We start from the raw sequence: 12,750 nt of genomic DNA, 5'->3' as shown, positions 1-12,750 counted from the left end.
CCCGCGGTCCGTGGCGGACGGCCCGCAGCTCAGGATCCACCGCCCGTCGACGCTTCCGTAGCAGCCGCCCGGCGTCCCACGCACAGCCCGTGCGGGGCGCCGGGCCCCTGCCCCTCGTCACCCCCGAGCTCCCCAGCTTCCACCCTCCAGGAAGGACGCCTTCCGGTGGCCATCTCCACCTCGACACCCCCAGACGGTGCGCCCGGCACCGCCGCGCCGGACGGGACCGGTTCCGGCGCCGAACGCCGCAGTACACTGCTCCACCGCCTCGACGTGCGCGGCGCCCCGTACGCCTTCGTCGCGCCGTTCTTCATCGTCTTCGCGGCCTTCAGCTTCTACCCGCTCGTCTACACCTCGTGGATCTCGCTGCACCACGTCGAACTGTCGACCCTGAACGTCATGGACTGGGTCGGCTTCGACAACTACACGGCCCTGTGGGAAGACGACCGCTTCTGGAACGCGCTGCTCAACACGTTCACCATCGGCGTCCTGTCGACCGTGCCGCAGCTGATGATGGCGCTCGGTCTCGCGCACCTGCTCAACTACCAGTTGCGGGGATCGACGTTCTTCCGCGTCGCCGCCCTCACCCCGTACGCCACCTCGGTGGGCGCCGCGGCCCTCGTGTTCACGATGCTCTTCGAACGCGACTTCGGCATGATCAACTGGATGCTGAGCCTGGTCGGCATCGACAACATCGACTTCGAGAACAACAAGTGGGCCGCGCAGACGGCCATTTCCACGATCGTCATCTGGCGCTGGACCGGCTACAACGCCCTGCTCTACCTCGCGGCGATGCAGGCGATCCCACGCGACCGCTACGAGGCCGCGGCCATCGACGGCGCCTCGCGCTGGCAGCAGTTCCTCAAGGTCACCGTCCCCGGCATCCGTTCCACCATCGTGTTCACCATCGTCCTGTCCACGATCGGCGCCACCCAGCTCTTCGGCGAGCCCCTGATCTTCGGCCAGGGCCCGAACGGCATCACCGGGGGAGCGGACAACCAGTACCAGACGCTGGGACTGCTCCTGTACGAGGAGGGCTGGAAGAACTACCAGATGGGCCGGGCCGCCACCGTCGCCTGGGCGATGTTCCTGCTGCTCATCGTCCTCTTCGCCGTCCAACGAGTCGTCAAGCGCGTCCTGGCGCGCAGGGCCTGACCGGGAGATCCCCATGACCACAGACAGCATCCCGGTCGAGACGGCGGACGCACGCCCCGGGACCGTACAGAAGAAGACACGGAAGAACGCCCCGCCCGGCGGCCGGAGCCGGCAGCTGTTCCGGCACCCGGGTGCCGGACGCCAGCACCACGCGGGCCCCCTCGCCTACATCCTGCTGGGGATCGCGGCGCTCTTCTCCCTCTTCCCGCTCTACTGGACGATGGTGGCGGCCTCCACCGACAACACGCGCGTCACCCAGACGCCCCCGCCGTTCCTGCCCGGACCCCATCTGCTGGACAACCTCGGGAAGGCCTGGCAGGACGCCGCGCTGGGCAAGGCCATGATGAACAGCCTGATCGTGGCCGGGGTGATCGCCCTGTCCACGGTGCTGTTCGCCACGCTCGCCGGTTTCGCGTTCGCGAAACTCCGCTTCAAGGGTCGCAACATCCTGCTGATGCTCGTGATCGGCACGATGATGGTGCCGCCCCAACTCGGCGTCGTACCGCTGTTCATGATGATGACCGAGCTGGGCTGGGGCCAGCAGCTGCCCGCCGTCATCTTCCCCACGCTCGTCAGCGCCGTCGGGGTGTTCTTCATGCGGCAGTACCTCAGCGAGGCGCTGCCCGACGAACTCGTCGAGGCAGGACGGGTGGACGGCGCGCACTCCCTGCGCATCTTCTGGAGCATCGTGCTGCCGATCGCCCGGGCTCCCATGGCCGTCCTGTTCATGATCACGTTCGTGCACGCCTGGAACGACTTCTTCTGGCCGTTCATCGTGCTCGACATGTCCAATCCGACGGTGCCCGTCGCCCTCACCCAGCTCAGCGCGGGATACGTGCGCGACCAGTCGCTGATCATGGCGGGTGCCCTCCTCGGCACGCTGCCCCTGCTCGCCATGTTCGTCGTCTTCGGCCGTCAGATCGTCGGCGGCATCATGCAGGGAGCCGTCAAGGGATGACCGACCCGCCGTCCCCCCGGTGCCGGGGCCCGCCGGCGCCCGAGCCCCCGCTCCACCCCTCCCGTCCCGCAGCACTCTGGAAGGACTCACGTGACCACCGTTACCCGACGTGTCGCGCCCACCCCGGAACACTCCACCGCCGTCCGGTTCCCGCAGAACTTCACCTGGGGCACGGCGACCGCCGCCTACCAGATCGAGGGCGCCGCCACCGCGGACGGCCGCACCCCCTCGATCTGGGACACCTACTCGCACACGCCCGGCAGGGTGCGCAACGGCGACACCGGTGACGTGGCCACCGACCACTACCACCGCTGGCGCGAGGACGTCGAGATCATGGCCGACCTCGGGGTGAGCGCCTACCGGTTCTCCCTGTCGTGGTCACGGGTCCAGCCGACCGGCCGCGGTCCGGCCGTGCAGAAGGGGCTCGACTTCTACCGCGCCCTGACCGACGCCCTGCTGGAGAAGGGCATCGAACCGGTCGTCACCCTCTACCACTGGGACCTGCCGCAGCACCTGGAGGACGCGGGCGGCTGGCCCGAGCGCGTCACCGCCGACCGGTTCGCCGACTACGCGACGCTCGCGGCCCGCGCGCTGGGGGACCGGGTGAAGACCTGGACCACCCTCAACGAGCCCTGGTGCAGCGCCTTCCTCGGCTACGGCTCCGGCGTCCACGCCCCCGGCCGCACCGACCCGGTGGCCGCCCTGCGCGCGGCGCACCACCTCAACCTCGCCCACGGCAAGGCCGTACAGGCGCTGCGCGCCGAACTGCCGTCCTCCGCGCGGGCCTCCATCACGCTCAACATCCACCATGTCCGCGCGCTCACCGAGTCCGCCGAGGACGTGGACGCGGCCCGCCGGATCGACGCGCTGGCCAACCGGGTCTTCACGGGACCGCAGTTGGAGGGCCGGTACCCGCAGGACCTCCTCCAGGACACGGCCGGTCTCACCGACTGGTCCTTCGTGCAGGACGGCGACCTCGCCGCGATCCACCAGCCGCTGGACTTCCTGGGCGTCAACTACTACACGCCCACCGTCGTCTCCGCCGCCACCGGTGAGTCCAGCCACGGCTCCGACGGGCACGGGCAGAGCGAGCACAGCCCCTGGCCGGGGGCCGAGGTCGCCTTCCACCGTCCGGAGGGCAGCACCACCGCGATGGGCTGGGCGGTCGACCCCAGCGGTCTGTACGACCTGCTGCTGCGGCTCAAGGCGGACTTCCCCGCAATGCCCCTGATGATCACCGAGAACGGGGCGGCGTTCGACGACTACGTGAACCCGGAGGGCGAGGTGGTCGACCCCGAACGCATCGCCTACCTGCGCGGCCATCTGTCCGCGGTGCACCGTGCGATCAAGGACGGCGTCGACGTACGGGGCTACTTCCTGTGGTCCCTGCTGGACAACTTCGAGTGGGGCTACGGCTACAGCAAGCGCTTCGGTGCCGTCTACGTCGACTATCCGACCGGTAGGCGCACCCCCAAGGCCAGCGCGCGGTGGTACGCCGACGTGGCCCGCACGGGCATCCTGCCGGACGGAGGGGGCGAGCACTGAGACGGTTCGCCGCCGTACGGGAGCCGAACCGCGAACCCGTGCGGCGGAAGTGGGAACTGAGCAGGTATAGACCCACCGCGACGGGGCACCAGGGGGTGTACGCGACACCGCTCGGTGTCGCCCAGTGACAAAGACGCCACTGATGAAGCCCGGATTCTCGCGGTGGCGTCTGCCCACATGCGAGCTGTGCTGTGTGGGAGAGGAATCACCATGATGGTGCCGGCGGAGAAGGAACTGCGTACGGTCCTGGCCCAGTTCGCCGAGGTGCGGATCGAGCACGACGTGCGCCCCACCGGCCGCACCAGCCGCGCCCTGGAGGACGTCACCTACACGCTGTGCGTCATGACCGCCTCGCGCACCACCGAAGCGGCCCTGCGTACGGCCGACCTGCTGATCGAGCAGTACCGCGCCACCCGCGAGGGCGCGGCCCAGGAGGACGAGACGCTGGCGGCTTAGGGCTTAGGGCTGAGGCGCCGACAGCGCGGGACCGGTCTTCTGGTGACGGGCCGTGCCGACGCGGGGGCACAGCGGCTCCCCATCCGTAGGTGTCCCCGCGCCGGTTCGTCCTCCCTTGCCGGAGCGAGCGGGAATCGCTCCCAGGACGGAGAGAGGACGCTGTGCCGGGGCCCCGGCGTCCGCTGCGAGGATCTGAGGGCCCCGGCCGTCTCGCGGCCGTGCTGCCTGTTCCGACGAGCGGCCCGGGGTCCGGGAGCCGGGCGGCGGGGTGACCCTGCGGGCTGTCAGCACGGGTACCTGCCACCGTTCACAGCGTAGAGGGGCGCGGGTGCCCGGCGCGGCGGCGCACACCGGGCGGACCGGGGCAGGGGACAGCGCACCGACGCACACACCGGTACGGGACACCTCCTGCCCCATGGGTACGGTCAGTGCTCCAGCAGCATGCGGCGGGCCAGGCGGGCGATCTCCCGGGTGGCGGGTGACAGCACGGCTCCCTGACGCCGGACCACGGCGATGGTGTCGTACAGCGGGTCGGCGAAACCGACGGTGTGCAGGTTCTCCGGGAACGTACGGCTGCCCGCGACCGCCCGGGACACGATGGTGTCGCCCGCGCCCCGGGCGACCAGGTGCAGCGCCGAGTCGACCTGCTCCACCTCGACCACCGGCGACAGCGTGATGCCCTCCACCTGGGCGCGTTCGGCCAGCTGGCGCCGTGTGGGATCCCGCCAGCCGTAGTGGGCGTCGTACAGGATCAGTGGCGCCTCGGCGAGGTCGGTCATGGTCACGGGCCGGGCGGTGCGCGCCGGGTCCGCCGAGGCGTAGACGACCTCGTCCCGCATGAGAGGCGTGATGTCGAGGCCCTCGGCGTCGATGGGGAGGACGACCAGACCGGCCTCCAGGTCACCCGCGTTGACGGCCTCCGCGACCTCCACCGAGTTCAGGCCCACGATCCGCAGCCGCACCCGGGGATGCCGGGCGTGGAACGTTTCGAGCAGGTCGGACAGCAGGTAGTAGTCGGCGTTGCGCAGCAGGCCGAAGGTGGCCACTCCGCCGTCGAGGGAGGTCAGGGAGCGCAGTGCCCGGTCGGCGCCCTCGGCCGCCTCCGCCGCCTGCTCGGCATAGGGCAGCAGCTCCTCGCCGGCCGCGGTCAGAACGAGCCGACGCGCCCCCCGGGTGAACAGCGGCACCCTGTAGTGGTCCTCCATGCGTTTGATCAGTTCCGAGACCGAGGGCTGGGTCGTGCGCAATTCCGCCGCGGCGGCGGAGAACGTACCCAGCCGGGTGGCGGCCAGGAAGGCGCGCAGCTGGTTGAGGGTGATCGCCGGAGCGGACGAAGGAGGCATGCCGCCCACTCTGCCATAGGGCCGCCCTATGGGGTGGCGAGGACAATTCGAGGTTGTCCCGGGGCAAACCGTCCTTCAGGCTCAGCAGTATGAAATTGAGCTCCCGCTTCACCGCTGCCTTCTCCGACCGCTACACCCTGCTGAAGGCTCCCGCGGTCGACGCTCCGCCCGCCCAGCGCGACCCCGAGGTGATCGAGACGGTCAGCCGCATGCTGTCCGACATCGAGCGCGACGGCCTCGACGCCGTCCGCCGTTACGCACGCACCCTCGACGGCCAGCCCGACGGCGCGATCGAGCTGGACGCGACGGAGATAGCCCGCAGCGGCGACCGGCTGCCGAAGGACCTGCGTGCGGCGATCGAGCTCGGCGCGGAGCGCACCCGGCGCTTCGCCACCCTGCAGCGCGACCACCTGGCGGACTTCGAGGAGGAGATCGCCCCCGGTCTGGTGGTCGGCCAGCGTTATGTCCCGGTCTCCGCCGTCGGGGCCTACCTTCCCGCGGGCCGCTTCCCGCTCACCGCCAGCGCCTTCATGACCGTGGGCGTGGCCAAGGTCGCGGGCGTACCCACGGTGATCGGCTGCACCCCGCCCCAGCCGGACGGGCGCGCCAACGACGCCGTCACCTACGCCGCCCACCTCTCCGGCATCGACCACCTCTTCGTCGTCGGCGGGGTGCAGGCCCTCGCGGCCATGGCCTTCGGGCTGCTGGGGCAGGCACCCGTCGACATGCTGGTCGGCGCCGGGAACGCCTATGTGGCCGAGGCCAAGCGCCAGTTGTTCGGCACGGTCGCCATCGACCTCCTCGCGGGGCCCTCCGAAGTGGCGGTCATCGCCGACGGGACGGCCGACGCGGAAGCCGTCGCGGCGGACCTGCTCGGCCAGGCCGAGCACGGCCCCAACTCACCGGCCGCCCTGGTCACCACCTCCGAGCGGCTCGGCCGTGACGTGATCGCCGCCGTCGAGCGCCAGCTGCCGACCCTGTCCACACAGGACATCTGCGGGCCCGCCTGGCACGACTTCGGCTCCGTGATCCTCGTGGACAACAAGGAGGACGCGGTCGCGGTCATGGACGAACTCGCCCCGGAGCACCTGGAGGTGCACACGGCCGAGGACGACTGGTACCACGACACCCTGCGCAACTACGGCTCCCTGTTCCTCGGGCACTGGAGCACGGTCGCGTACTCGGACAAGGGCATGGCCGGTACGAACCACACCCTGCCGACCGCCGGCGGCGCCAAGCACAGTGCCGGTCTCTCCGTCTCCCGCTACCTCAAGCCGCTCACGTACCAGCGCATCAGCCGTGAGGCCACGCCGTCGCTCGCCGAGGCAGTGGAGGTCATCTCCGCCAGCGAGGGCATGACCGCCCACCAGGCCACGGCCACCCTCCGCCTGCGTTCCTACGCCGGCTGACCCCTCCCGCACAGGTCCTTACAGACCGACAGAGACCCATACAGGCCCACACAGGAACGGTGCACCGGATGAAATCCGTACGTCGTGAGGTACGCCGTCGCGTACTCCGTGAGAGAGCGGGCGGGAGAGCGGGCGCGCCCCGGCGTGCCTGGGGCGCCGCCGCGGCCGTCGCGGTGGCCGCCGTCCTCGCCTGCGCCGGGTGCAGCGCGCCCGGCGCGGGCAAGTCCGCCACCGCGGGGACGCAGTCCTTCATCACCGAGCCGGTGACCACCGAGCAGGTCGCCGCCCTCGGTGACGTCACCCTGCGGATGTGGGCGGACCAGGCGGAGAAGCCGCTGATGAAGTCGGTCGTCCCGGCCTTCGAGAAGAAGTACCCGAACGTCACCGTCGACATCACCTACAAGAGCTTCGACGACCTCATCGCCACCGTCGTCAACGCCGCCTCCGGCAGCACCCCGCCCGACCTGTTCCAGGGCAACATCGGCTACGCGGTCGACGGCGCCCTGGTCAAGGCCAAGCTCGTACGCCCCCTCGACGACGTGGCCGCCACCTACGGCTGGCTCACCGGCACCGGCGCGAGCACCCTTGCACCGGCCCGCTGGAACAGCGCGGGCACCGCCTTCGGCGACGGGAACCTCTACGGGATGTCCCCGATCAGCGAGGTGCAGGGCATCTACTACAACAAGGCCCTGCTGAAATCCCTGGACCTGGAACCGCCGCAGTCCCTGAGCGACCTGGAGAAGGACCTGCCGGTCGTGAAGGAGGCCGGCAAGCAGCCGATCATGCTGGGCAACAGCGACCAGTACGCGGCCACCCACATCTTCTCCGACCTCGCCGTCACCGAGCAGAGCCACACCTCCATCAGCGACTGGATCGGCGGCAAGGCCGGCACCACCTTCGCCACCGCCGGCAACGAGAAAGCGGCCGACACCATGGCCGACTGGGCGAAGAAGGGCTACTTCGGCTCCGGCTACGACGGCCTCAGCAACGAGGACGCCATCGCCCGGTTCGCCAAGGGCTCGGGCGCCTTCTTCGTCGGCGGCTCCTGGAACGGCGCGAAGCTCGACCCCGAGAAGTTCGGCTTCGGCGCGCTCACCACCGGCGGCGCCGGAGCCACCGCCTCGCCGTGGCACATCGCCGCCTCCTCCAAGGCCACCCCCGCCGCCGTCGCCTTCCTCGCGGCCCTGCACACCCCCGAAGCCGGCCAGGAGATCCTCGACACCGGCCGCCTGCCCGTCGTCACCGACGGCGTGAAGGGCGCCAACAGCCTGCAGGGCCAGACCCTCGACGTGCTGAAACGCACCATCGCCGCGGGCACCCAGGTCGGCTACTACGACTGGAGCGCCACCGACATGCTCTCCGTCATGGGAGGCAGGCTCCAGGAGGTCATGGCGGGCCGCACGAGCAGTACCGCCTTCACCGAGGCGGTCCAGGACTCCTGGCAGAAGGCGAGGAAGTCCGAGTGAGCACCGCCGCCCCCGCGCGGGAACGCGACACCGCGCCCACACCGGTCGGCATACGCCGCGGCAGCCGGCCACGCCGCCACCTGACCTCCCTCTCCTGGTCCTCGCTGCTGTACGTGGCACCGGCCCTGGCGTTCTTCGCCGTCTTCGTGCTGTACCCCATCGGCATCTCGGTCTGGTACTCGTTCTACGCGTACGACGGCCTCACCGAGGGCACACCGGTCGGCCTCGACAACTACACGGCCGTCTTCACCGACCCCGACCTGCGCGCGGCGCTGCTGCACTCACTGGTCCTGCTGTTCTTCTACGCCGCCCTTCCGGTGGCCGTGGGCCTGCTGCTCGCCGGAGCCATGTCCCGTATCCGGGTGTACGGCCTGACGCTGTTCCGGGCGGTGCTGTTCGTGCCGCAGATCCTCTCCAGCGTCGTCGTCGCCGTGGCCTGGCGGAACCTCCTCGCCGAGGACGGACCGGTCAACGCGCTGCTGCGGGCCGTGGGCCTGGGCCGCTTCACGACGAGCTGGCTCGGGAACTTCGACACCGCCCTGCCGTCGATCGGCGTGGTCGGCACCTGGGTCGAGTACGGCCTGTGCATGGTGCTCTTCCTCAGCGGCATCGTGGCCATCGACCGCTCGACCTACGAGGCTGCCCGGCTCGACGGCGCCGGAGCGGTAAGGGAGTTCTTCTCCATCACCCTGCCCGCCCTGCGCCCCCAGATCTCGATCGCGCTGATCCTCACGGTCACCTTCGCCCTGCGTAACTTCGACCTCATCTGGAACACCACCCGCGGCGGCCCCGGAACCTCCACCACCGTCCCGAGCCTGTACGTCTACCAGGACGCGTTCCAGAACCGCATGCTCGGCCGGGCCTCCGCCCTCGCCATCGTCCTCACCGTGGTCATCCTCGCCGTCGTGGTCGCCGTACAACTCCTCCTGCGGGAACGCGACGGCACGGGCCGCGGTCCCCTACGACGCGGTACCGCCCGGCCGGCCAGGAAGGTGCAGCCATGAGGATCGCCCGTACCGAGAGCGTCACCACGCACGCGCTGCTCGTCCTCGCGTCCGTCGTCGCCGTCTTCCCGCTGGTGTCGATCGTCGTCTCGTCGTTCGACGGCTCCTCCGGCGGACTGTCCCTGGACAGCTACTCGACGGCCTGGACCCAGGGCCGCTTCGGCTCCGCACTGCTGTCGAGCGCGCTGGTGTCCGTCACCGTCGTCGTGGTCACCGTGATCCTCGCGAGCCTGGCCGGTTACGCGCTGGCCACCATGCGCGTCCCCGGCGGCAAGGTCGTCCTGGGCCTGCTCCTGCTCGGCCTCGTCCTCCCGTACGAGGTCACCGTGCTGCCGCTCTACGAACTGCTCGCGGGCTGGAACCTCATCGACACCTACTGGGCGCTGATCCTTCCGCAGATCGCCCTGTCGGTGCCGCTCGGGGTGCTCTGGATGCGTACGTTCTTCGCCTCGGTCCCGCAGGAACTGCTCGAAGCGGCGCGCATCGACGGCACCAGCCGGTTCCAGACCCTGCGGCTGGTCGTGCTGCCGATCGCCGGGCCCGCCCTCACGACCCTGGGCACGGTGCTCTTCCTCTTCACCTGGAACGAGTTCCTGCTGGCCCTCATCCTGGTCCCCGACAACGCGGCGGTGCAGACCGTTCCGCTGGCGCTGTCCTTCTTCTCCGGGGCCGCCCGCTCCAGCGACCCCGCGGTCACCGCCGCGGCGGCCGTCCTCGTGGCCCTTCCGGTGCTGCTGGCGTACACGGTCCTGCAACGGCGCCTGATCACCGGCCTCACGGAAGGAGCGGTGAAATGACCGCCGGCCGTTCGGCCGCCGCGAAGACGGGTGTGACCCGTGTCGTGTGCGAGCAACTGGCGCCACGTGTCGGAGATCTGACCCACAACAAGGGACTGGCCCTGGACGCCGTCCGGCGTGCGTTCGCGGACGGGGCCGACATCGTCGTCCTGCCCGAACTGGTCACCTCCGGCTATGTCTTCGAGACCGCAGAGGAGGCCCGGACCACGGCGATCACCGTCGAGGACTCCTTCTTCTCGGACCTGAGCGCGGTGCTCGCCGGTACGCAGGGCGTCGTCGTCCTCGGCTTCTGCCAGGACGGGGGAGACACGCTGTACAACAGCGCAGCGGTGGTCGACGCGAGTGGTGTGCGGGCCGTCTACCGCAAGACACACCTGTGGGACCGGGAGACCTTGTTCTTCACCCCCGGCGACCGGACCCCTCCGGTGGTCGACACGGCACACGGCCGCATCGGCGTACTGATCTGCTACGACCTCGAATTCGCGGAGATGCCCCGCCGGCTCGCCCTCGCCGGCGCGGACCTGATAGCCGTTCCGACCAACTGGCCGCTGGTCGAGCACCCGGCCGGCCAGTATCCGGCGGAGATCATCCAGGCCCAGTCCGCCGCACGCGCCAACGGTGTCTTCATCGCCTGCGCCGACCGCAGCGGCGTCGAGCGCGGACAGCAGTGGACGCAGGGGACGGCGGTCATCGACCAGTTCGGCTGGCTCGCGTCCGCCGTCACCGGTCCCACGGGTCCCACCGTTTCGGGTGTTGCGAGCGCTTCGGAACAGCGGGCCGCGGCCGACCTCTTCCTCCACCTGTCCCGCGACAAGGCCATCTCCCCGCACAACGACCTGCTCGGCGACCGCCGGCCCGACATCTACACACAGGAGACCCCGCTGCTATGACCACAGCAGACTCCACCCCCGCAGCCGCTGTCGCTCAGGTCGGCCCGCCGTCCGGGGCGGCCGACGACGACTGGTGGCGGACCGCCGTCATCTACCAGATCTACCCGCGCTCGTTCGCCGACGGGGACGGTGACGGCACCGGCGACCTGCCCGGTATCACCGGACGGCTCGACCACCTGGCGGACCTCGGCGTCGACGCCCTGTGGCTCTCCCCCTTCTACCCCTCGCCGCAGCGCGACGGCGGCTACGACGTGGCCGACTACCGCGCGGTGGACCCGCGGTACGGCACGCTCGCCGACTTCGACGAACTCCTGGCACGCGCACACGCGTTGGGCATCCGCGTCATCGTCGACCTCGTGCCCAACCACTGCTCCTCGGAGCACATCGCGTTCCGTGCCGCGCTGGCCGCCGCCCCCGGCAGCGACGAGCGGGCCCTGTTCCACTTCCGCGACGGCCGCGGACCGGACGGCTCCCTGCCGCCCAACGACTGGACGTCGATGTTCGAAGGACCCGCCTGGACCAGGGCCACCGAGGCCGACGGCCGCCCCGGGCAGTGGTACCTGCACCTGTTCGACGCCTCCCAGCCCGACTGGAACTGGGACAACCCCGCCGTCCGCGAGGACTTCGAGCGCACGCTCCGCTTCTGGCTCGACCGTGACGTCGACGGCTTCCGCGTCGACGTCTGCGACGCCCTCGTCAAGGCTTCCGGTCTGCCCGACTGGCCCCGGCCGACCCACGGAGTGATCGAGCCCGTCGACGGCGTGATGCCTCCCATGTGGGACCAGGAGGGCATCCACGAGATCTTCCGGAGCTGGCGCCGGCTGCTGGACACCTACGACGGCCGGCGCATCCTGTGCGCCGAGGCATGGCTGCCGCCGGAGCGCGCCGCGCGGATCATCCGTGCCGACGAGATGCACCAGGCCTTCAACTTCCGCTTCCTGGAGACGCCCTGGCAGGCGGCCCCGCTGCGGAACGTCATCGCCGAGTCGCTGGCGGCCAACGACGGCGTCGGCGCGCCGACCACCTGGGTGCTGTCCAACCACGACGTGATGCGGCACGCGAGCCGCTTCGGGTACGACGGACAGGTCGAGCTGGAACACGGCGTGGGAGCCGACGACCCGCAGCCCGACCGGCCGCTGGGGCTGCGCCGGGCGCGCGCGGCCACCGCGCTCATGCTGGCCCTGCCCGGCTCCGCCTATCTGTACCAGGGCGAGGAACTGGGCCTGCCCGAGGCGACCGCCCTGCCGGACACGGCCCGCCAGGACCCCGTGTGGGAACGCTCCGGACACCGCATCCGAGGACGCGACGGCTGCCGTGTGCCCCTGCCGTGGACCGAGGCGGACCCCTCCTTCGGGTTCGGCACCGCCACCGAAGCCGACACCTGGCTGCCCCAGCCGCCCGACTACGGCTCGTACGCCGTGGCCGCACAGCGGGGCCGTCCGGGGTCGACGCTGGAGCTGTACCGCACCCTGCTGGACCTGCGCCGCCGGTACCGGCTGGGGGAGGGGACCCTCAAATGGGTGACCTCTCCGGACGACGTCCTGCATCTCGCCAACGGCTCCGTCGAAGTCGTCGCGAACCTCGGCACGCAGCCCGTCCCGCTGCCTCCCGGGGCACATGTCCTGGCCGCGTCCGAGCCGGTGACGACCGACGTGCATCCGGACGCCACGGTCTGGTTCACCACGGGGGAGGCCAACACCGGTCGGTAGCAAGCCGGTTAGGATCCG

Annotated in this window: 11 protein-coding genes; 10 read left to right on the top strand and 1 reads right to left on the bottom strand. The window is 70.6% G+C overall.

Translation table 11 applies throughout. The annotated features are described in order from the left end of the window. Nucleotides 1-165: 165 nt before the first annotated feature. The 4 genes from ACZ60E_RS10245 to ACZ60E_RS10230 all read left to right on the top strand — a co-directional run bounded on the left by ACZ60E_RS10245 (nt 166) and on the right by ACZ60E_RS10230 (nt 4,114). On the top strand, nt 166-1,155 hold the full coding sequence (locus tag ACZ60E_RS10245; protein WP_469439333.1) for a carbohydrate ABC transporter permease: 990 nt from the start codon (nt 166-168) through the stop codon (nt 1,153-1,155). Nucleotides 1,156-1,168: 13 nt separating this feature from the next. Then, complete coding sequence (locus tag ACZ60E_RS10240) at nt 1,169-2,113, top strand: carbohydrate ABC transporter permease (protein WP_384804200.1); 945 nt, start codon at nt 1,169-1,171, stop codon at nt 2,111-2,113. 90 nt (nt 2,114-2,203) lie between these two features. After that, on the top strand, nt 2,204-3,658 hold the full coding sequence (locus tag ACZ60E_RS10235; protein WP_469439332.1) for a GH1 family beta-glucosidase: 1,455 nt from the start codon (nt 2,204-2,206) through the stop codon (nt 3,656-3,658). Nucleotides 3,659-3,868: 210 nt separating this feature from the next. Beyond that, nucleotides 3,869-4,114 carry a DUF5133 domain-containing protein gene (locus ACZ60E_RS10230; protein ID WP_384804196.1) on the top strand — a complete coding sequence of 82 codons (246 nt, stop codon included), beginning with the start codon at nt 3,869-3,871 and terminating at the stop codon, nt 4,112-4,114. 425 nt (nt 4,115-4,539) lie between these two features. Here ACZ60E_RS10230 and ACZ60E_RS10225 read toward each other — a convergent pair whose 3' ends face one another. After that, entirely contained in the window at nt 4,540-5,457 is a 918-nt protein-coding gene (locus ACZ60E_RS10225) for a LysR family transcriptional regulator (protein ID WP_469439331.1), read from the bottom strand. Between the two features lie 89 nt (nt 5,458-5,546). Here ACZ60E_RS10225 and hisD point away from each other — a divergent pair, with 89 nt between their 5' ends. The 6 genes from hisD to ACZ60E_RS10195 all read left to right on the top strand — a co-directional run bounded on the left by hisD (nt 5,547) and on the right by ACZ60E_RS10195 (nt 12,732). Further along, nucleotides 5,547-6,866 carry a histidinol dehydrogenase gene (gene hisD, locus ACZ60E_RS10220; protein ID WP_469439330.1) on the top strand — a complete coding sequence of 440 codons (1,320 nt, stop codon included), beginning with the start codon at nt 5,547-5,549 and terminating at the stop codon, nt 6,864-6,866. Between the two features lie 68 nt (nt 6,867-6,934). Continuing rightward, nucleotides 6,935-8,332, top strand: coding sequence for an ABC transporter substrate-binding protein (locus tag ACZ60E_RS10215; RefSeq protein WP_469439329.1), 1,398 nt, complete (start codon nt 6,935-6,937; stop codon nt 8,330-8,332). After that, on the top strand, nt 8,329-9,336 hold the full coding sequence (locus tag ACZ60E_RS10210; protein ID WP_469439328.1) for a carbohydrate ABC transporter permease: 1,008 nt from the start codon (nt 8,329-8,331) through the stop codon (nt 9,334-9,336). The genes ACZ60E_RS10215 and ACZ60E_RS10210 overlap by 4 nt, the downstream gene beginning before the upstream one ends. After that, complete coding sequence (locus tag ACZ60E_RS10205; protein ID WP_453790899.1) at nt 9,333-10,133, top strand: carbohydrate ABC transporter permease; 801 nt, start codon at nt 9,333-9,335, stop codon at nt 10,131-10,133. The genes ACZ60E_RS10210 and ACZ60E_RS10205 overlap by 4 nt, the downstream gene beginning before the upstream one ends. After that, complete coding sequence (locus ACZ60E_RS10200; RefSeq protein WP_469439327.1) at nt 10,130-11,023, top strand: nitrilase-related carbon-nitrogen hydrolase; 894 nt, start codon at nt 10,130-10,132, stop codon at nt 11,021-11,023. Before ACZ60E_RS10205 ends, ACZ60E_RS10200 begins: the two co-directional genes overlap by 4 nt. Further along, nucleotides 11,020-12,732, top strand: a complete 1,713-nt coding sequence (locus ACZ60E_RS10195; protein WP_469439326.1) for a glycoside hydrolase family 13 protein — start codon at nt 11,020-11,022, stop codon at nt 12,730-12,732. Before ACZ60E_RS10200 ends, ACZ60E_RS10195 begins: the two co-directional genes overlap by 4 nt. The last annotated feature ends 18 nt before the right edge of the window (nt 12,733-12,750 follow it).

It is taken from the genome of Streptomyces sp. NPDC102514, from assembly GCF_055584525.1.
Note: the sequence above shows the minus strand (reverse complement) of the source record. Positions and strands in the feature narration are given on the sequence as shown.

What these genes read in the sequence shown, in the direction of transcription:
- ACZ60E_RS10225 (WP_469439331.1), bottom strand. Translation starts at nt 5,457, where the DNA reads ATGCCTCCTTCGTCCGCTCCGGCGATCACCCTCAACCAGCTGCGCGCC.
- hisD (WP_469439330.1), top strand. Translation starts at nt 5,547, where the DNA reads ATGAAATTGAGCTCCCGCTTCACCGCTGCCTTCTCCGACCGCTACACC.
- ACZ60E_RS10215 (WP_469439329.1), top strand. Translation starts at nt 6,935, where the DNA reads ATGAAATCCGTACGTCGTGAGGTACGCCGTCGCGTACTCCGTGAGAGA.
- ACZ60E_RS10240 (WP_384804200.1), top strand. Translation starts at nt 1,169, where the DNA reads ATGACCACAGACAGCATCCCGGTCGAGACGGCGGACGCACGCCCCGGG.
- ACZ60E_RS10195 (WP_469439326.1), top strand. Translation starts at nt 11,020, where the DNA reads ATGACCACAGCAGACTCCACCCCCGCAGCCGCTGTCGCTCAGGTCGGC.
- ACZ60E_RS10200 (WP_469439327.1), top strand. Translation starts at nt 10,130, where the DNA reads ATGACCGCCGGCCGTTCGGCCGCCGCGAAGACGGGTGTGACCCGTGTC.
- ACZ60E_RS10230 (WP_384804196.1), top strand. Translation starts at nt 3,869, where the DNA reads ATGATGGTGCCGGCGGAGAAGGAACTGCGTACGGTCCTGGCCCAGTTC.
- ACZ60E_RS10205 (WP_453790899.1), top strand. Translation starts at nt 9,333, where the DNA reads ATGAGGATCGCCCGTACCGAGAGCGTCACCACGCACGCGCTGCTCGTC.